The organism is Enterococcus sp. AZ197 (assembly GCF_050556405.1).
GTDB lineage: Bacteria > Bacillota > Bacilli > Lactobacillales > Enterococcaceae > Enterococcus > Enterococcus faecalis.
Genome location: NZ_CP187873.1, coordinates 581,809 through 600,294, shown reverse-complemented (window position 1 = coordinate 600,294; position 18,486 = coordinate 581,809). Strand labels below are relative to the sequence as shown.

19 protein-coding genes are annotated in these 18,486 nt (G+C 37.4%); 4 read left to right on the top strand and 15 right to left on the bottom strand.

The genetic code is table 11. From position 1 onward, the window contains the following. Positions 1 to 5 precede the first annotated feature (5 nt). The 8 genes from IGK82_RS02885 to udk all read right to left on the bottom strand — a co-directional run bounded on the left by IGK82_RS02885 (position 6) and on the right by udk (position 6,347). Positions 6 to 785, bottom strand: a complete 780-nt coding sequence (locus IGK82_RS02885; protein ID WP_016622228.1) for a DUF4311 domain-containing protein — start codon at positions 783 to 785, stop codon at positions 6 to 8. Positions 786 to 800: 15 nt separating this feature from the next. Further along, positions 801 to 1,157, bottom strand: coding sequence for a DUF4312 family protein (locus IGK82_RS02880; protein WP_002355708.1), 357 nt, complete (start codon positions 1,155 to 1,157; stop codon positions 801 to 803). Positions 1,158 to 1,187: 30 nt separating this feature from the next. After that, entirely contained in the window at positions 1,188 to 1,544 is a 357-nt protein-coding gene (locus IGK82_RS02875; protein ID WP_002355707.1) for a glycine-rich SFCGS family protein, read from the bottom strand. 14 nt (positions 1,545 to 1,558) lie between these two features. Beyond that, positions 1,559 to 1,882, bottom strand: coding sequence for a PRD domain-containing protein (locus IGK82_RS02870; RefSeq protein ID WP_002386165.1), 324 nt, complete (start codon positions 1,880 to 1,882; stop codon positions 1,559 to 1,561). Beyond that, complete coding sequence (locus IGK82_RS02865) at positions 1,848 to 3,767, bottom strand: BglG family transcription antiterminator (RefSeq protein WP_002388793.1); 1,920 nt, start codon at positions 3,765 to 3,767, stop codon at positions 1,848 to 1,850. The genes IGK82_RS02870 and IGK82_RS02865 overlap by 35 nt, the downstream gene beginning before the upstream one ends. Positions 3,768 to 4,137: 370 nt before the next feature. Beyond that, positions 4,138 to 5,103, bottom strand: a complete 966-nt coding sequence (locus IGK82_RS02860) for a Gfo/Idh/MocA family protein (protein ID WP_025194179.1) — start codon at positions 5,101 to 5,103, stop codon at positions 4,138 to 4,140. A gap of 103 nt (positions 5,104 to 5,206) precedes the next feature. Continuing rightward, the gene (locus IGK82_RS02855) at positions 5,207 to 5,548 is read right to left on the bottom strand and encodes a type II toxin-antitoxin system PemK/MazF family toxin (protein WP_002355703.1); all 342 of its coding nucleotides are present in this window, start codon (positions 5,546 to 5,548) and stop codon (positions 5,207 to 5,209) included. A 169-nt stretch (positions 5,549 to 5,717) separates the two neighbouring features. Then, entirely contained in the window at positions 5,718 to 6,347 is a 630-nt protein-coding gene (gene udk, locus IGK82_RS02850; protein WP_002355702.1) for a uridine kinase, read from the bottom strand. 174 nt (positions 6,348 to 6,521) lie between these two features. On the opposite strand from udk, the gene IGK82_RS02845 reads away from it, so the two are divergent. Beyond that, positions 6,522 to 6,977: a GNAT family N-acetyltransferase gene (locus IGK82_RS02845; protein ID WP_002355701.1), complete on the top strand. Its 456-nt coding sequence runs from the start codon at positions 6,522 to 6,524 to the stop codon at positions 6,975 to 6,977. A gap of 34 nt (positions 6,978 to 7,011) precedes the next feature. On the opposite strand, the gene IGK82_RS02840 is transcribed toward IGK82_RS02845, so the two are convergent. Both IGK82_RS02840 and IGK82_RS02835 read right to left on the bottom strand, forming a co-directional pair. Continuing rightward, entirely contained in the window at positions 7,012 to 7,692 is a 681-nt protein-coding gene (locus tag IGK82_RS02840; RefSeq protein ID WP_002355700.1) for a YjjG family noncanonical pyrimidine nucleotidase, read from the bottom strand. Then, positions 7,689 to 8,471: a pseudouridine synthase gene (locus IGK82_RS02835; RefSeq protein WP_002361308.1), complete on the bottom strand. Its 783-nt coding sequence runs from the start codon at positions 8,469 to 8,471 to the stop codon at positions 7,689 to 7,691. The genes IGK82_RS02840 and IGK82_RS02835 overlap by 4 nt, the downstream gene beginning before the upstream one ends. A gap of 330 nt (positions 8,472 to 8,801) precedes the next feature. On the opposite strand from IGK82_RS02835, the gene IGK82_RS02830 reads away from it, so the two are divergent. Both IGK82_RS02830 and IGK82_RS02825 read left to right on the top strand, forming a co-directional pair. Beyond that, complete coding sequence (locus tag IGK82_RS02830; RefSeq protein ID WP_002358773.1) at positions 8,802 to 9,410, top strand: 50S ribosomal protein L25/general stress protein Ctc; 609 nt, start codon at positions 8,802 to 8,804, stop codon at positions 9,408 to 9,410. Between the two features lie 251 nt (positions 9,411 to 9,661). Further along, on the top strand, positions 9,662 to 9,985 hold the full coding sequence (locus IGK82_RS02825; RefSeq protein WP_002355697.1) for a DUF960 domain-containing protein: 324 nt from the start codon (positions 9,662 to 9,664) through the stop codon (positions 9,983 to 9,985). Positions 9,986 to 10,053: 68 nt separating this feature from the next. On the opposite strand, the gene IGK82_RS02820 is transcribed toward IGK82_RS02825, so the two are convergent. The 4 genes from IGK82_RS02820 to IGK82_RS02805 all read right to left on the bottom strand — a co-directional run bounded on the left by IGK82_RS02820 (position 10,054) and on the right by IGK82_RS02805 (position 15,709). Then, on the bottom strand, positions 10,054 to 13,068 hold the full coding sequence (locus IGK82_RS02820) for a polysaccharide lyase 8 family protein (protein ID WP_016622231.1): 3,015 nt from the start codon (positions 13,066 to 13,068) through the stop codon (positions 10,054 to 10,056). Positions 13,069 to 13,182: 114 nt separating this feature from the next. Further along, positions 13,183 to 13,983 (bottom strand): PTS system mannose/fructose/sorbose family transporter subunit IID, encoded by an 801-nt coding sequence (locus IGK82_RS02815; RefSeq protein WP_016622232.1) that lies wholly within the window; start codon positions 13,981 to 13,983, stop codon positions 13,183 to 13,185. Beyond that, on the bottom strand, positions 13,976 to 14,767 hold the full coding sequence (locus IGK82_RS02810; protein ID WP_002358771.1) for a PTS mannose/fructose/sorbose/N-acetylgalactosamine transporter subunit IIC: 792 nt from the start codon (positions 14,765 to 14,767) through the stop codon (positions 13,976 to 13,978). The genes IGK82_RS02815 and IGK82_RS02810 overlap by 8 nt, the downstream gene beginning before the upstream one ends. 48 nt (positions 14,768 to 14,815) lie before the next feature. Continuing rightward, positions 14,816 to 15,709: a PTS mannose/fructose/sorbose transporter subunit IIAB gene (locus IGK82_RS02805; RefSeq protein ID WP_016622233.1), complete on the bottom strand. Its 894-nt coding sequence runs from the start codon at positions 15,707 to 15,709 to the stop codon at positions 14,816 to 14,818. Positions 15,710 to 15,969: 260 nt separating this feature from the next. On the opposite strand from IGK82_RS02805, the gene IGK82_RS02800 reads away from it, so the two are divergent. Further along, positions 15,970 to 16,677, top strand: coding sequence for a GntR family transcriptional regulator (locus tag IGK82_RS02800; protein ID WP_002366233.1), 708 nt, complete (start codon positions 15,970 to 15,972; stop codon positions 16,675 to 16,677). A 24-nt stretch (positions 16,678 to 16,701) separates the two neighbouring features. Here IGK82_RS02800 and IGK82_RS02795 read toward each other — a convergent pair whose 3' ends face one another. Then, positions 16,702 to 18,480, bottom strand: coding sequence for a glycoside hydrolase family 35 protein (locus IGK82_RS02795; RefSeq protein WP_033592075.1), 1,779 nt, complete (start codon positions 18,478 to 18,480; stop codon positions 16,702 to 16,704). Positions 18,481 to 18,486: the final 6 nt, after the last annotated feature.

Genomic DNA, 18,486 nt, shown 5'->3' with positions numbered 1-18,486 from the left:
TTTTTCTATTTAACGGTGAAGACATTGTGTAAATTATTTAACCATTGAGGAATAGACAAGCGGAAACTTTCGATCATTTCTAAGTCGAACCCTCGGAAGAAGCCACTTAAAATAAATAATAAGATAATGGCACCAAGCATGCCGCGTGTCATTCGGGTCCACCCTAAATCATCGACACCTTTACCGATTAAGATCCCTAATACAACTCCTGGGACAGCATTGCCCATGACTAATTGAGATAATCCGCCAAATAACGTTCCCCAGAAACCCGTCCGTTTTCCTGCATCTAAAGCCGCTAGCCAGAATAAAACGGGCATCACAGTATTGATTAAAATCGTTGCTGCAGGTACCAACACCGCAACCGCTGTTACTTGTAGCGATTCTGGAATTGCTGCAGCTGTACTATTTAAGAAAGCCACAGTCGCCATTCCTACAAAGGCCCCGACAACCCCCATTTTTTTGGGATTATGCATCGTTTTAGTGACATCTTTATCCTTTACCAATAAAATTGCTGCAGCCCAGTTAGGCACAATCCGGTGGGTCACATCTTGTGTAAAGGCCCCTGCTCCGACGGCCGAAGCCCAAGCATTAAAGAAAAAACCTAAACCAAAAGAAAAGTGTGATGCTGGATCTCCTTGTGCCGCGTTCATTTCTCCTAATGTTCTAAATGCCCCTAACCCTTGCGTTTGTGGTGCATGAAACATCCGAGCAGCGCCTGCGCCAGCTGCAAAACCTAGTAAACCACCAATAAGCAATGACTTCAGCAAAATGATTACAAATTCCATTCCTTCTTCCTCCCTTTATACGCCTCTTTTTGAAAGAAACGGAACTACTACTGCGTTCGGTTCTTTAATTGTTTCCGTTAAAAAATCAACTTCTTCGACTGCAATGGCTTGGATTTCCACTTCTACAGCTAGTTCGACATGATAAATCACTCTCTTTCTAGGAAAGAAGAAGAACAGAAATTTTTCTGTATAAACTTGTTCTTTTGCCTGACGAATAGTTACTTCTTTCGGTTCAATCCGGATAAGGACCTCTGTTGTTTCTTTTAATACTTTTTTTGAAACATCATTCAACGCACTTGCAAAAGCTTCATTCTTCTTATTACCTTTTCCAGAAACAATCACGGTTTGTGTTGACCGTTTTGTGGCATCCATAATTACCGCTCCTTTCTAAGTTACTACTTTCTATGCTCCGTGTTTCTTAATAAATGCTTCAGTTACTCGTTTACCAAGTTCTTCCTGATCCATAAAACCAAATCCAAGAACAGTTTTCCCATCGTTAATTGCTGTTACCCCTTCTTCGATTGATCGCATGCCATGTCTTTCGGGATACCCGTATTTAGTAGCAGCCGTTAACGCCCCTGCACCACCACTGCCACAGAAAGAAATGCCTAAATCAGCCTTTTCTTGTTGCATCACATCTCCTAAACGCATATCAGCGCCCATTCCTGGAACAACAACCGCGCGACCACCGGCTTGCTCCACTCCTTTTGCAACATTTTGTCCTTTTCCTAAACGATCTGCGATAACTACTGTAATCATAACTTTTCCTCCTATTAATTGTTTTGTTTAGCAACTTCAAAATGAACAGCTAAAACATACCATTCATCTTCTGATAACTGACCAATTGCTTCTGTTGTTTCTTGTGCAATTTTCAACGTTTCTGGTGTTAGTTCCGTAAATAACGTCCGATCAACACCAGCTAATGTCGTTCCTTCTCTTGAACGATTCAGCATCTCATTGAGATGGTTAATCAAAATCGTCCACTGTAATTCCGTTGGTTCAATTTGTGCTTCTGCTAATCGCGCACTGGTTTGTTTGATAATCGATTGTAGCTTTTCTGGTTCAGCACTTTGTCGAATGATCTCCTGTGCTTCCATTGCTAGTTCCATCCTCTTCCTCCTTTGGTTGTTCTAAATAATTAAGTAATGCTGAAATTTCAGCATGATTGACAGGTAACTCATTTTTAGCAAATAAACATTCAATTTGCCGAATTTCTTCTTGCCTTTCATGAGATACTTCTCTATTACAAGGAATCTCTTCGTATTGTTTATTAAACGTAATCCGATGTGTCATTAATAAAACGTGGAGTAAAAAGGCTTCTTGATATTCGCTCAGTAACTTTGTTTGAAACATTCGTTTTAACTCTTCATAAATAATATACGCTTTTACTAATAAATCTTGGCTTTGTATCCGTTCATTTTTTTCAATTACATCAGATTTCGTGGAGCGAGCGGTACCTTTTCCTTGACGTTTCCCTAATAAAATTTTATCGACCTCTTCCCGAATCAAACTTAAGTCTGTGTCCGTCAACAATGGACTAACTTTAATAAATGGGTATGTCATTTCTTCAATTGGGAAAATACTCAATACCAAATCGGGCTTTTCTGCTTGAATCACTTCAGTTGCATTTAAAACAGAAGCAAATCCTGCGAGTTCAACGTTTGGTACTTCCTCTAAAATTTTTTGTTCAATTAAACTGGTCACACCTAAGCCCGTCGAGCAAACATACACAATCCTAACAACTTTAGCTTCCTGCTGTTGTCGTTCCTGAGCTGCCAAAAAATGCAACGCAATATATGCGCAGAAAGAATCGTTGACTAACAAAACAGAACGTTGAATTAATTGTTTACAGGCACTTTGAATAGCTAAAAATAACGCTGGGTGTTTTCCTTTGATTTCTTCAGAAAACGGATTGTATTCATTAATAAATAAATGTTTCTTTGTAAAACGTAAGGACAGGTGTGCAAACAAGTTCGTAAATAATTGGCGATCATTTACAAAAGGATAATTCAGCTCTTTTGAAACGCTTTCAATCACTTGCTTTGTTAATTGAACCATATCTTGCCGTTGATGGGTTCCGAATAAATCACTATAAATATAAAAATATTCATCCGCTAATAAAGGTAAGTCATACCGTTCAAACACCTCTTGTAAAAGTAAAAGTGGTACTTCGTTCCGTTGTTCAAAGCGTGTTTTTTGCGATAACACTCGGTAAGTCCCAATTGTATGTGCCATCTGCATACGTGCTGCGGCAATTGCCACTCTCAACGTAATAGATAATATTTCGGCATAATCAAATTGATTTTGATCGAGTGGATTAATTAAATTTCGCATTTTTTTCAATGCACTACGATAACAACCTTGAAACAATGTCCCTGACCCAAATTTAATTTTAGGGATTTTTTCAGCCCCTTTTGTCTTTGTCACATAGTTCATAATTTGGTAAATATCGTATTCTGTAAGTTCTTTTTGAGTGATAAATTCCATCAGTAATCGTACATTGCTTTCTTCACCACTAATTGTAAACCCTTGCCGTGCTTGGCGAATTAAGGTTAAATCATATGCTTGCAGCAACCGTTCGACCTGTTCCAAATCACTGACAATTGTGTTTCGACTCACTAATAATTCATCTGCTAGCTGCTGTGCCGTTAAGTACCCTTTGACTGACAATAACTGAAAAATCAATACATTGACTCGTCTTTTTTGATCAGGATAGGTTTCAAATCGATCGACATCGATAATTTCATTTTTTAACAGTAAGCGTTTAGAGTCAGGTAAATCTAGCCAGATTCCCTTATTTCGTTTTGAATAAAGTGTCTCATCGTGCTGTTCAAACCAAGCACGAATATCTTCTAAATCATACTTAATTGTTCGAACGCTGACAGTAAAGTTCTCAGCTAATTCTTGCGTGGTAATACTCCCTTCCAAATCCAAAAGCATCAATAAAATATTTATCGCTCTTTTGGACAACAACACGGTCATGCCTTGTCACCTCTTTTCTTTTCCCTTTACACTTAAAACTATAGCGTTATTTTATCTGTTCCACAACACAAAAAAGTTGCACTTATAAAAGTGCAACACTTCTCTTTTCATACAAAAAAAATCCCTTAACAGTAGTAACTGTTAAGGGATACCACACTATTTATTTGCATAAATAGACAGAAACCTTCTCCACAAAAGTATTCTGTCCGACACGTTACAAATCCGGTAACTGATAGCCGTACTATCTGGTGTCGTTGTGTTTGACAATCACTAGCCGTCAAAACGGAATAGCCGAAGCTATCTGATTGAGTCAACTCGTCGCATAAAACACACTTTAACACAGAATAGTTTGGATAGCAAGTGGTGGTAATTATTCGTTATCAAACCATTCTTGATAAAAACCTTCAACAATTTTAACGGTTGCTATCGTTAATTCCTTCGTCATTACGGGGCTAGTTAACTTTTTGTCTTGTAAACATTGATTCACATGATTGATTTCATACGTAAATTCACTAGTGAATTGTTCAGACCATTTGACAGTGTTGCCTTGAGCATCTGTATAATAAGCACAATCTGTTTTCCAGAAATTAGGAATAACGATTTGCCCTTTTGTCCCACAGATGGTCATTTCACTAGGTATCTTTAAACCAACATTAATAAAAATATTGCCCAGCGTCCCTTCAGCAAATTTCAAAGCTAAATTACATTGACTATCCGTCGCCCCTTGCTGATACGTTGCGGTTCCCGTAACCACTTGAATCTCTTTTCCTAATACGTATTGTAAGTATTGTAATGGATAACTTCCTGAGCCATGAAGCGCTCCACCACCCGCTTCTCTCGAGTAAAACCAGGGAATATGATCCACATTGGGATAGGCAGTAACTGACTGAACCCATAAAATCTCTCCCAATCCCCCTTCTTGAATCGTTGCCTTTACTTTTTGGGTAATTGGTAAAAAGACAGACTTCTGAGCTTCCATTAGAAAAACCCCTTGCTCCTGTGCGATTACAAAGAGTTCTTCTGCTTCAGCAGCATTTAATGTAAATGGTTTTTCCAGTAGGACGGGTTTTCCTTGTGATAACGCAAGCTTAGCTGCTGAGTAATGTCCTTGATTGTAGGTGGGAATATAAATAATATCAATTGTTTCATCCTTACATAACTCTTCATAACTGCCATAAGCCACCGGAATCGCTAATTCTTTAGCCATTTTTTGAGCATTCTCTAAACGCCTTGATGCAATCCCGCGCACTTCAGCTTGCGCGCTTTCTCGAAGCCCTGCTACAAATCTTGGGACAATTTGGGCAGTACTCATAATTCCATAACGAATTTTATCCATGTGATCGCCTCCTCTTTCACTATACGAGAAAAACGAATATTTGGAAACCATTTCAACAAAAAAAAAGAAACCGTTTCCCCAAAACGATTTCTTTATATGTAAATTAACGGATACCAACGCTAACTTTTAAAGCTTGATTGACCTGTTCCATCTCTTCACGAGAAAGTTGACAAACCTTGTGTAGCATTCGTTCTTTATCCAATGTTCGAATTTGTTCTAACAAAATAAGTGATGGCGTCCTGCACTCGTTATGGGGAATTTCGATGAGGACTTGCGTTGGTTGCAGCCGCTTGCTTACGTTACGGGTAATCGGTGCAACAATCAACGTTGGACTAAATAAGTTACCTTTGTTATTTTGAATAATCAGGACAGGTCGAATCCCACCTTGTTCAGAACCAACAACTGGTGAGAGGTTCGCATAAAAAACCTCACCTCTTTTTATCATTCAGATTCCCTTCCCTCCTTTTCCTTTAAAAAATTATAGCATATTGTTTCTTGCAATATTTTCAACTTTTTAGCTATCCCTTAAAATATTTGATAAAACCACCCTTTAAAAGTCAAAAAAAAGCTTAAACAGTCGACTCTGATATAGAGACGGCTATTTAAGCTGACTATTACATTTTTGTTAAAATACTATCCACTTTTGTATTAATTAAATCAATAGCGACGTGGTTTTCGCCACCTTCTGGCACAATGATATCTGCATAACGTTTCGTAGGTTCAATAAATTGGTGATACATGGGCTTGACGACTGTCAAATATTGTTCAATCACAGAATCCAACGTACGGCCACGTTCTTCCATATCACGCTTGATTCGACGAATAATACGGATGTCATCATCTGTATCCACATACACTTTAATATCCATTAAATCCCTTAAGCGGCGATCTTCTAAAATTAAAATCCCTTCAAGAATAATTACTTCTTTCGGTTCTTGTATCACCGTTTCTGTACTTCTTGTATGCGCAACGTAGTCATAAACTGGCTTTTCAATGGCTTGATAATTTAACAGTTGTTCAACATGTTGAATCAATAAATCTGTATCAAACGCAAAAGGATGATCATAATTGGTATTTAAACGTTCTTCAAAACTCAAATGGCTCTGATCTTTATAATAAGAATCCTGTTCTAACATCATAATTGAATGATCGGGAAAATTATTAAAAATCGCACGGCTAACACTGGTTTTTCCGCTTCCTGATCCGCCAGTAACACCAATGATAATTGGCTGACTATCTTTCATGTATAAACCTCTTTCTTTTCAAAAACTTCATTGTCTTTTACTATTATAATGAAAACTCTGAAGAATGCCAGACCTTTTCCAAGACTTTTCATGTGATTTTTATCTTCTTATGAAAAATCTGCCCACACTTCTTTCAATTACAGTATACTTATCAATAAAAGGAGAATCCTACCTATGATTAAAAAAGTCAAAAAAGAAGCACTTACAACTGCGCATTACGCTCTTCTTTATGAGGCAGATCCCTCAAAAAAAATGGTGGAAGATTACATTACCCGCGGCATTTGCTTTGACTATCAGACTGAAGAACTTCAAGGAATTTTAGTCCTGTTGCCGACTCACCCACGGACATTGGAAATCGTAAACATCGCTGTCTCAGAAGAAAGCCGAGGGCGGGGCATCGGACAAGAGTTATTACATTTTGCCATTGATTTTGCCAAAAAAGAAAAGTATGATTACTTGGAGATTGGGACTGGGAGCACAGGCTTTCAACAGCTATATCTCTACCAAAAAGTCGGTTTTCGAATGACACATATTGAACCAGATTTTTTTATCCATCATTATGATGAGCCCATTATGGAAAACGGCTTGCCTTTAAAAGATATGGTTCGCTTACGGTTACATTTAAGTTAAAAAACAACATTTCCTGTACAGGAAATGTTGTTTTTTAATGCCCAAGAATTGGTAACAACTCATCTAGCTGTTGAATCGTATAATTGGGTTGAATTGTTGGTGTTGCTGGAGCGGAGGTCGGATTGAGCCAAACAGTTTGAATTTTCGCTTGTTGGCCTCCTTGAATATCTGAATGCAAAGAATCGCCAATAATCATTGTTTTTTCTCGACTAAAATTAGGAATCCGTTCAAAAACAAAATCAAAATACTCTTTCATCGGTTTTTGATAACCCACTTCTTCTGAAACAAAAATATCTTTGAAATAAGGCATTAATTTCGAATCTTCCAACCGACGATACTGTGTTTTTGCCACTCCGTTTGTCACAATATATAAATCATAATGGGGTGCTAATTTTTCCAAGATACGTTGACTATTGCCAAGCAAGTCATGTCCTTGACTTAAATATTCTCGGTAGTTTTCTCCCATTTTAACGCTATCAACTTCTCGATTAAACGCGTCAAACAATAAACCAAACCGTGTATCAAGGAGAACATCTTTTGTTATTTTTCCTTCTTCAAATGAACGCCATAATCCTTGATTAATTCGGTGGTATGTTGACTCGACTTCAGATGTAAATGGTACATTTTCTTCTTCAAATAAGGCATGTAGCGCCTTCTTTTCAGCCAATTTAAAATCTAACAATGTATCATCAACATCAAAAAGCAATGTTTTCATTTCCGTTCCTCTTCTCTTTTCAAATTACTCGGTAACGCTTTGCTTGTTTGTTGTTTTTCAATAAAAAAATAAGGCAATAGCAATTGTAACTCTTCTCTTGTTAATGAACGATAAGCACCTAAAGGTAATTGCGGATCTAGCCGCAACGGCCCCATAGTTTGGCGTTTTAAAGCAGTCACTTTTTTCCCCACAGATAAAAACATTTTTTTCACTTGGTGAAATTTTCCTTCTTGAATAGTCAGGAAAACATGACTCTCCGTTTCAGTCGCTGCAAGAACAGTTATTTTTGCTGGCTTACATTGAATGCCTCCTTGCAAAACAATCCCATCTTTAAATTTAGCACAATCTTCTGCAGAGACCAAACCATTGACTTTCACTTCATAACATTTCGCTACTTCTTTATTTGGCCGAATTAATTGATACCCTAATTGTCCATTATCTGTTAATAGAAGTAACCCTTCCGTATCGCCATCGAGTCTGCCCACTGGATAAAGACCAGGGCGTCTGTCTTGTGGTGCAATCAAATCAATGACTGTTTTTTTAGATGCATCTGAGACAGCACTAACCACACCTTTTGGCTTATTCAACATGTAGTACACATGGGTCTTATGCGAAATTAATTGTCCTTTTACTTTAATCATTTGTAATTGCGCATCGACATTTTGGCTTTCATTTAAAGTCACGATGCCATCCACAGTGACCTGCTTGCCTTTGATTAATCGTTTCACCGTTTTGCGTGATCCAAACTGAAGTTCTTCTAGTAATTTATCTAATCGCATTGTTCCGCTCCATTCTGGTATTAGTATAGTGGAATCCGTTAAAGATGAAAAGTGGAAAAAGGTAATTCCTTGACGTATAAAAATATAAGTGTTACGGTTAATAAGTAAAGTAAATAAAGGTTTCTCAAAAACAGCGTAATGACCTGGGAGAGAACAACGATAACAATGAACCATTCCCATGAGTGTTGCCTGGCAATATTTGTGGGGATTTTTTGATTATTGTTAGCATTTTTCTAGACAAGAACAACTGAAAAAAGAGTTTCTTTTTTCCATTATGTTTTGTTTCTGAGTTTAACCAAATCACTCATTATTTCAAGGAGGAATTAGGTTATGTCAGTACAATTAGAAGTTAAAGAAAGAGCTATCCGTCCACGTTCACTAAGAAATCAGCTACGTCACGAAGGGAAAGTACCTGCCATTGTTTACGGTTACCAAATTGAAAGTACACCAATCTATTTTGAAGAAAAAGACTTATCAAAAATTTTACGCGAACATGGTGCTAACACCGTTATTAAAATGACAGTTGATGGCAAAAACATCAACACATTAATGTCGAAAGCACAATTAGATACCTTTACTGGTCAAATGCTTCATGTTGAATTCTTATCTGTAAATATGAAAGAAACAACAGAAGTCGAAGCAGAAGTTCAATTAATTGGTGAATCTGCGGGTGTGAAAGCTGGGGGTACCTTAGCTCAAAACTTGTACACTGTTTTAGTGGCAGCCACACCAGATAAATTGCCAGAATCAATTGAAGTAGATATTACAAACTTAGAAATTGGTGATGCTCTTACAATCGCTGATTTACCTGAACACAAAGACTATGAAATTTTAACTGATCCAGAAGAACAACTAGTTGCTATTGTTGAAGCACAAACTGCTCCTGAAGAAGAAGAAGGAACAGCTGCTGAAACGACTGAACCAGAATTAGCCGAATAAAGAGTACACTTTTGTTCAGCTGATTCTCTTAAGTTTTAGAAATGGGATGTACGTTGAAACAACGTACGTCCCATTTTCTTTTTACTGCATGTTTTGATTTCTTCACATAAATGATGACACCTGCAAAGCTAGGAAGCTACAGAGGAATATTAAATTTTTGCTAATCTACGCAATATTTTCAAACGAAACAATTTCTTTTTTTTAAATTTGCAGTATACTAAAAGTAAGTAAACAAAAAGGAGGTCATCCATATGTTTGAACGTTTTGATAGTGACCGTAGCCGCTATGCTTCATTAGGTGTTGTTTCTAGCTTACCTAGTGGCTTAATTGATAGTATTTGGTTGATTATTGACTTAAATCTAAAAGGGGTTATCCCTTTAAACGACTTACTTCACTTTGATTTGTTGAACAATAATGGCAAAGTGACTGTCCATTTTTCTCAAGAAAATAGTTCAGTAGAAATGGCCATCGACTTACCATTTAGTTATTCTACGGCATATCCGTCGCGAATTTTTGCTTTTGATGATGGCCATCGTGAAACGATTTTATTACCTGCAGAAATGTTAGAATCTTAAATAATTTCAACAAAGTAGCCTCAAATTCCGATTAAACTGGAATTTGAGGCTACTTTAATTTCTTTTAGTTATTCTACAATAATTTGTTTACTACTTCCTGCAGCATTTTCAAAATTAATAGTAAAGGTTTCTGTTGCATCATCATAAGTGATTCCGTCACTTTGACTAATTACTGTGCTGTAATCTTTTGGTATTTTTAAAGTCAGTGTCTTAGTTGTTTGTGTGGGATCAGAGAAAGTATACGTTTTTTGGTGTTGTTGTGTCTTTCTCATTAAAGAAATAGCTTTATTTGAGGTAATCCCTGCTATTGTACCGCCAGTTTCTGACCAAATGTTAACCCCAAGATAGCCTTCTTCTTCTTGCTTAACTGCTTGAATTTCTTCTGTATTTGAGAGAACTTCTACTGTTTTTTTGGCAGTATATGTTTTTAAATCAGTTTCATCGATTCCTGGTAAAACTACATAAGCATAATGCTCGTTCGTTGGGTGTTGACCATGTTGAATCGTAAATGTTCGATAATCACCTACATATTCTTTATCACTTGGAAATGCTTCATTAATTGCTTTATAGGTTCCTTTTCTAGTTTCACTTTTAACATTTACCGTTGTTTCTTCTGGAAAATAATAACCCATATTAGCATTGGAATGATCCGACTTTAGTAATAACCATTGTTTTTTACTCGTTTCATTTTTCTCATGAATCTCCCCAATATTTGATAGCACTTGATACTGATACGCATCATTTAACAAACGATTATCAACAACTGTCTCAATCGAAGCCTCTGTATCCCCTTTAATTCCTGCGCCTAATGCGATAATTTGCCCATTTAATACAAACCAAGATTTTTTAGCTTGTAGGTTCATAGGTAAAAGTTTCCCATTATTTTTGGTCCCGTCTTTATTAAGAGCCATCCCTACTACTGCCTGATTTTCTGACGTTACTCCACCAACCCATTGCTCTTTCGATGTGATTGTTGTAAATGCTGAAACTTCATCTGCCAAAGAAATGGTATCTACAGTTGTTCCTGGTAGTCGATAGGGATCTACAGTTGGCCAATAGCTGGAATTAAATTGAACCTCGTCATCATTATATACGTACATCATTCCGTCACCAGTGTGCCAGCCACGTTTATTTTCTTTATTCCCTGCTTCAAAAGATGCAGTGCGCTTTGAATACAAGCCTAGCCCAAACATATAACTAGGTGTGCGTTGGACAAATCGATCCATCGAAGCATAAAGTTTCGTGCCTGTAAAAGGAAGTTGCCCTCCCGTAATTTCTGGATTAGTTAAAAGTTGCATAGTCATCTGTAAATCATTAAAATCACGAGCATTTGTCAAATAATAATCTGGGTTCTCCTTCATCCAATATTTAACGGCTTCTTGAAATTTCTTTTGATAATTATTAGGGGCAAATTTAGCCACAATTAATAAATTATACATGGTAGTTGAGCCGTAGCCTGTTTTTCCAACTGCTGGGGCTCTTGAGATGGAACGGCCATTCACGGTTGGTAGCATTTCACCTTTATAAATCAAAGGAAGAAAGGCACGATCAACATTTTCAACAAATTCTGTCACAAGAGTTGCATCCATTTGAAAAGATGAATCTGCTGTAATGGCCAAAATTTGTCCAACCCCTTTCACCAAAACATTGCCATACGAACCTGTATAAGGAATGTTATTGTGCTGGATAAAAGAACCATCTTGGTAAAAACCATCACCTTTTGTGACTAATTTAAATACATCGACGATACTACTGGATGCTTGGTTAATTTTCCCGCTATCCTTTTGTAAAATTCCTAACCCCAAAACAGTTAAAGCTAAGTCCGTTCGGTTCGCTCCTGATGTCACAAAATTTGGGATAAAAGCTAAATCCACAAACGTTCCTTGTGGTTTTGTATACAACTGTTTAAACGGATCTGGGACATAACTGCTCAGCGCATTTGTATAGATTTGTTGCTTTTCTGGAGAAACTTTATCCTCTAAAATCATTAGAATATTAAGAAACTTCTGTGGCACACCAATTTGCCAGTCCCACCAATTTCCATGGTACTTTTTCCCATCATATCCTTTTTGCGTTACCATAAAATCTAAGCCATCAATAATGGTTGCTGCCAATTTGTCATCTTGGTAAAGCGTACTCCCCTTCGTTCCATAGGCTAACGCTAATTTTTGCAATTTGGTAAATTGAGTCGTTAAATCAGCCGATGGCGTATTGCCAGGCTCTAGTGGCCATAAATAGCTGCGGTTCGGCTCTTTATTCATCGTTTGATCGAGTTCTGTTGCTTCATTGGAGATTTTTTGGACGTAGTCTACAAGCGCTTGGTTAGTTGAATCATATTCTTTTGAAACAAGCTGATTTCGCCATTTTTCTTTTAATTCTCGGTATTCTGCAGATGAATCGATAACAGGAATGCTACCAACGGGGCCACTTTTCATAGAAATGATATTCAGCTTTGATAGATTACCAAATAGTCTAATTCCTACAGCACCCATCCAGTCATCATTAATGGACGTACCATCAGGATAATGAACCTCTTCATTTTCATAAAATAATTGATCATTCAGGAATGTTTGAATTTTTTTCCCATCATAGCGAACTAGCAGTTTATATTGTTGGCCACTTAGTAATGTTGGTCCCGGAATATTAGTTAGCCATTTACCGCCTGGTTGTCCTAACTGCCAGCGACCGTCACGATTATAAGCAAAAGATTGCCATTGACTCGTCTTTTGTTTATCTCCGCGAAAAACCAATCCGAAGTTACTTTGCCCTTCATATAAAAAGGTTAGTTCAAGATCTCCTGAAGATTGTTCGCGTGCATCAAGATTGATAGAGACAGATTCGAGGTTTGTCCCTTGCTTCGTGTTTGCTATCCATAAACCAGCAGAATCATTCTTTTTTTCTGCTGTTCCCACCAAATCTTGCCAATGCCCAACTTGATTGGGGAAATCTGAAATGTAAGAGGGTTGCTCAATCGTTTGGCTCGCTTCGTTTTCTTCTGCCAAAGTAAGGGTAGTTCCCATAAATCCACTCATCAAAGCAGTAAACAGTCCGACCAGCATTACCCATATTTTCCTGTTTTTCATTCTTTCTCCTCCTAAAAAATTATCGTAAAACGCTTACATCCAAATTAGAGAAAAAGAGTGAAGAAAAATACTTTCTACACTCTCCGACTCTCTGAAAATCACTTAATATACTTTTTACGCCAAAATACCAAAGGCACTCAAAACAATCGATAAAATTAAAATAATCCAAATCACTCGTGTGGAATTTAATTTCTTTTGACCTAACATCCAATAAGTTAAAAGAACAAGTAAGATTGGAACTAAGGAAGGCAAAATCGCATCTAACGTATCTTGAATAACTAATTCGACCCCGTTCTTTTTATAAACAAAAGGAACTGTCGCCTTGATAACTGAAGGAATTAAGGCACCAATCACAGTCACACCAAGAACAGTTGCTGCATTCGTAAAGGCAGATAACTTGTCTTTTAAGGTCGTCACTAGTTTGACCCCTTGCTTATAACCAAGTGGTAAGAGCGCGGCCCGACCAAACAATAGTGCAATATTTGCAATAATCCAAATAACACAGCCCACCACCGAACCATTTTGAGCCAGTGTCCCTGCAACAGAGCCGAAAATCGTCCCCCAAATAACGTGGAATAAAGAGTCCCCAACGCCTGCCAAAGAACCCATCAGAGCTGTTTTTAGCGCAATAATTGTTTCTTTCGCTTTATAGCCATCTTGCTCTTCAATCGCAACATCAATCCCCATAATTAAATTCCCAAAAATAGCATTGGTGTTAAAAAATTGATTGTGTGTGCGCATCATATCTTGAAATTGTACTTCATCATGACCATAGAATTTTTTTAAAACAGGTAAGATGCCGTATAAATATCCTGAACTCATCATACGTTCATAGTTCCAGTTTAATTGGCTTCCTAAAATATAACGCCAGCTAATTGCATTTAATTCTTTTTTTGTCAGTTTATGCTTACTCATCGCCGTCATATCCTCCTTCAAAATCACCATTTCCTGTTGTTGCTTGTGTCGTGCTTTTTGCCCCATCACGTTTAAATACAAGCATCGCTGCTACCATCCCAACTATCGAAACACCTAACATTGGAACTTTTAAATAAGCCGCTAAGAAAAAGCCTAATAGTAAATAGGGGATATATTGCTTCGTTGGCAAGTAACGTAATAAAATCCCTACACCGACAACAGGTAATACTCCTCCAGCTGTTTTTAAGCCCGTCATTAGCCATTCTGGCATGTTATCGGTAATCGTTGTTACTACAGCATCCCCCGCTAATAACATTAATAAAATCGGAATGGCACGAGACAGTCCCCACAGAACAGAACCAGATAAAACTAAGCGTGGAATCCGTTTTACTTGCATCTTATCAATCGCTTTATCGACACTATGAAGTAAAAAGACATTACAAAAACGGGCGACTACATCTAGTTGCAACATCAACAGAGAAACAGGAACAGCTAAACCAATGCCATACTCCGCTCCTTTTCCAGAGATTACAGCGAAAGCGGTTCCTAAAACAGCCCCTGTGAAATAATCAGGTACCGATGCTCCACCAAAAGCAGCAATTCCTAAACGCATTAATTGAAGAGTGCCGCCAACCATTAAACCAGTTTTTAAATCTCCCATAATCATTCCAGAAATCATTCCAGCAATAGCTGGTTGCGTCAACGTATTTGAAATAAGTGAGTCATTAATAGCAATAAACGCATAAATAGTAATTAAAATAATTTGATACGCTGCTAAATGCATTGAAATTTCCTCCTAAATTTAAAAATATTCTTTCTTAGTCTGACAGTTTTAGCCCCGTAATTTTTTCATAAAATCAACGACTGGATCGTTTGGAACTAATTGGGCTGTCACAGTGACGCCTTTTGAAGAGATTGTTTCAAAAATTTGTTCTTCTTCTGGTAAAACTTGAATACTTTTTGTTACTTCGCGTGCTCCTTCTTTGTAACTCATATTCCCAACATTTACAGTCTTGATAGGTCCTTGCGCTTCGATAAAGCGGAGCACATCTTTCGGATTTTTAAATAATAAAAATAAACGCTGTTTACCATATTTTCCTGATTGAATATTTTTAGCGGCAGCCTCTACTCCAAGAACAGATAAACGCATCGAAGAAGGCGCTGCCATTCTCAAAGATGATTTTTGTAAAGGATCTGTAGCCGCCTCATCATTGGCTACAATTATTCGCTGTGTACTAAGACTTGTCGACCAAATTCCCGCTACTTGTCCATGAATTAACCGTTCATCAATCCGTGTGTTTACAATATTTTCTTTTCCAGCATATTGACTATAGTTACTTAACTCTTTTTCTTTGCTGGCTTCTGAAATCTCTTGTTCTGCTTGATTCATCCCAGCTTTTACATCAACAATATTTTCTTGTGCTAAACAAACTAATTCTTTAATCGAAGCCTGTTGATTAACCACTGCTTCAATCACAACAGAGAGCGTCATCCCTGCAATAATTTCCACTCCGTCAACGTTCAAATAATTCTTAGTTGCCACGTTACATGGCGTTCCTCCTAGTAAATCAGCAATAATCAGTGTCGTACCGTTAAGGGCTTTCATTTTTTCATTTAGCTCTTTCTCAAATTGAAGATTGTCGCTATCTGGTCGTAATGAGACTGTATGCACGTGTTCTTGCCGACCAACAATCATTTCTAAGCTAACTTTGACGCCTTCAGCCATGCTACCATGACTAATTAGTACAATGTTTTCCACGAATTTCCCTCCCTAGATGTAGGTGACCCTACTTAACATGTTATGTTCTCTACGAACTTACTATAACACATACTAAGTTATCCGTAAACCTAATATCTTAATATATTGAATTTATTTTTTTGAATTCTTTAAATAAAAATTGTCTTTCCTCTTTTTCAAAGTGTTTGCTAAAGGCTAGTTAACATGTTATGCTTAATTCATTCGATTACTAGAATGGAGGCAATCGCATGTTACCTAAATATGAACAAATTAAACAAGACCTTTTACGTGAAATAAAAAATCATACCTTTATTCCTGGTGATAAATTTTATTCTGAAGCCGATATTAAACGAAAATATGCTGTTAGTTCTATCACAGCTGTCAAAGCACTGAATGAGCTGACCAGTGCAGGTTACTTGTATCGTATCCAAGGAAAAGGGACCTTTGTTTCGAAATCAAAAGTTTCTCAAAATGTAAAATTTTCTGATATCGAGTTGCATTCTTTAGACTCTGAAAAAGTTAAAGTCCTTTCAATTGAAGAAGAAAATCAAGCCGAAATTTTAAAGGAATTAGGCTTACCAGCTAACGCTTCTTATTATAGAATCAAGCGTGTACGCTATTCTGAAGATACACCCTTTCTCGTACATATCACACATCTTCCCAAAAAGCTTGTTAAAGAGCCGCTCTCAAAGGACCTCACAGCTTATGCAAGTGTGTATGAACGAGTCCGTAAAGATTTTTCAGTAGACCTCTTCTCGTTGGCTTCTGTAGAAACAAATGAAATTGTCTTTCCCGAAGATGCTGAGTTATTGAATTTACTTCAATTAAGTTTTCGTGAACCCGCTGTTAAACAAGTTAAACATTCCTATCTCGCAGATGGTAGTGTTGCTGAATATATTATTAGTTACAAACATTGGAAATATTTCAAAACCAAAATAGAAGTAGAAGCCGAATAAATTTCAGCTTCTACTTCTATTTTTTTAGTCTATGATTACTTGATTCGTAAATTTCAAGTACTCAATGTCAATTCCCTCTGTTTCAAAAATTACTACTTCATTTTGTCCTTGCTGTAAAAATTCTTTGGGACAATACAGCGAATGAATGGGTCCTATTTCCCAATAACGACCTAGATGATGACCATTGACCACAACGAATCCTTTGCCGTAGCCTCGACAGTCAATATACGTGTCTGCTAGCTGTTCTAATTCAAATGTTACTTGATAAAATGAAGGCTGCAATGGATTTTTTCCAGCTGTGTAATCAATCTTGGCTAATTGCTCTTGTGAAAAAGTTAAGGGATAGTGTTGATAGCCTTGGTGAAAATGAATGTCTTGCATCACTCCACCTCGAATTCCTTTACTTTGTGTCGGATTATTTAATTTAAAGCCATAATTAACGCGACCTAAGTTTTCCACTAAGATATCTAACGCAAGTGTGTCTTTTTCAGTTTGTCCTAAAATCAGTAGCTCTTCTCCCACTGTCTCTTGATATTGGGTAGCAGCTAAATCTCCATCTACATAAATGTGTAAACGATCACTGGCCTCGACGACTTTTAGTTTATTTTCATGATGATAATTTTTTAAATCAAACGAATAAAGCAAGTAGCCATAGCCTGATCCAGCTTCTTCCATACTTAATGGATACGCGGTGGTCTTCGGTGTCATCATTTGATCTTTTACTGCGAATAAGGATACGCTAGCAGTTACTGGAAAGCTTCCTAAATTCCCCAGTTTTTTCGTGCGTGGTTGTGCTTGCCAAACTTCTGGACATACTTCTTTAATTGCTTTTTGAACGGCATAATATTTTTCCGTTGGTTCTCCTGCTTCTGTTAATAAAGCATCATAATCATAGCTAGTGACTTGAGGTAAATCTTTTTCACCTCGCGCCGAACACCCGTTATAAAAGCCGAAATTTGTTCCTCCATGAAACATATAGAGATTTAAAGAACCCACTGCCAGCATATCTTTTACTTCCTTCGCCAAGTCGGTACCTTCTCGATGAATCACTGGTTCGCCCCAACGATTGAACCACCCATCCCAGTATTCCATGCACATCAACGGCCATTTTTTACCATGACGAGTCATAAATTTTTTCAAAACGGCAGCATTTTCTTTCGAATGACTGCCAAAATTTCCTGTCACAAAAACATCCTCTTCAATTAACGTCCCCGCATCCAAAACCTCTTCCCAAGCGCCATCAGATGTAAAAAGAGGAACCTCAATCCCCAGTTCTTCCATTATCTGCTTGGTTTGTCGCAAGTACGCTTTCTCCATGCCATAGGACCCATATTCATTTTCAACCTGCATCATGATCACTGGTCCACCTTGTGTTATCTGCAGCGGTGCTAGTTTAGGCAATAATACTTGAAAATAGTTACGAACTTTAGTCATAAAAATAGGATCTGTCGAACGTAATCGCACACCTTTTTCTTTCAAAAGCCATGCTGGTAAGCCACCAAACTCCCATTCTGCACAAATATAAGCCGAAGGACGCAGAATAACTAGTAAATTCAGTTTTTCTGCCAAGCGGACAAATGCTTCAATGTTTTTCATTCCTTCAAAATCGTATACGCCTTCTTCTGGTTCATGAATATTCCAAGGAATGTAGGTTTCTACTGTATTAGCTCCTAAAGCTTTCAGATTATAGAGGCTATCTTCCCATTGTCTAGGTGTCATTCGAAAGTAATGAATCGCCCCGCTAATAATTTTTATTGGTTGTCCATTTAATAAAAAGTCTTCTTTAATCTCAAACGTTTGCATCATTTT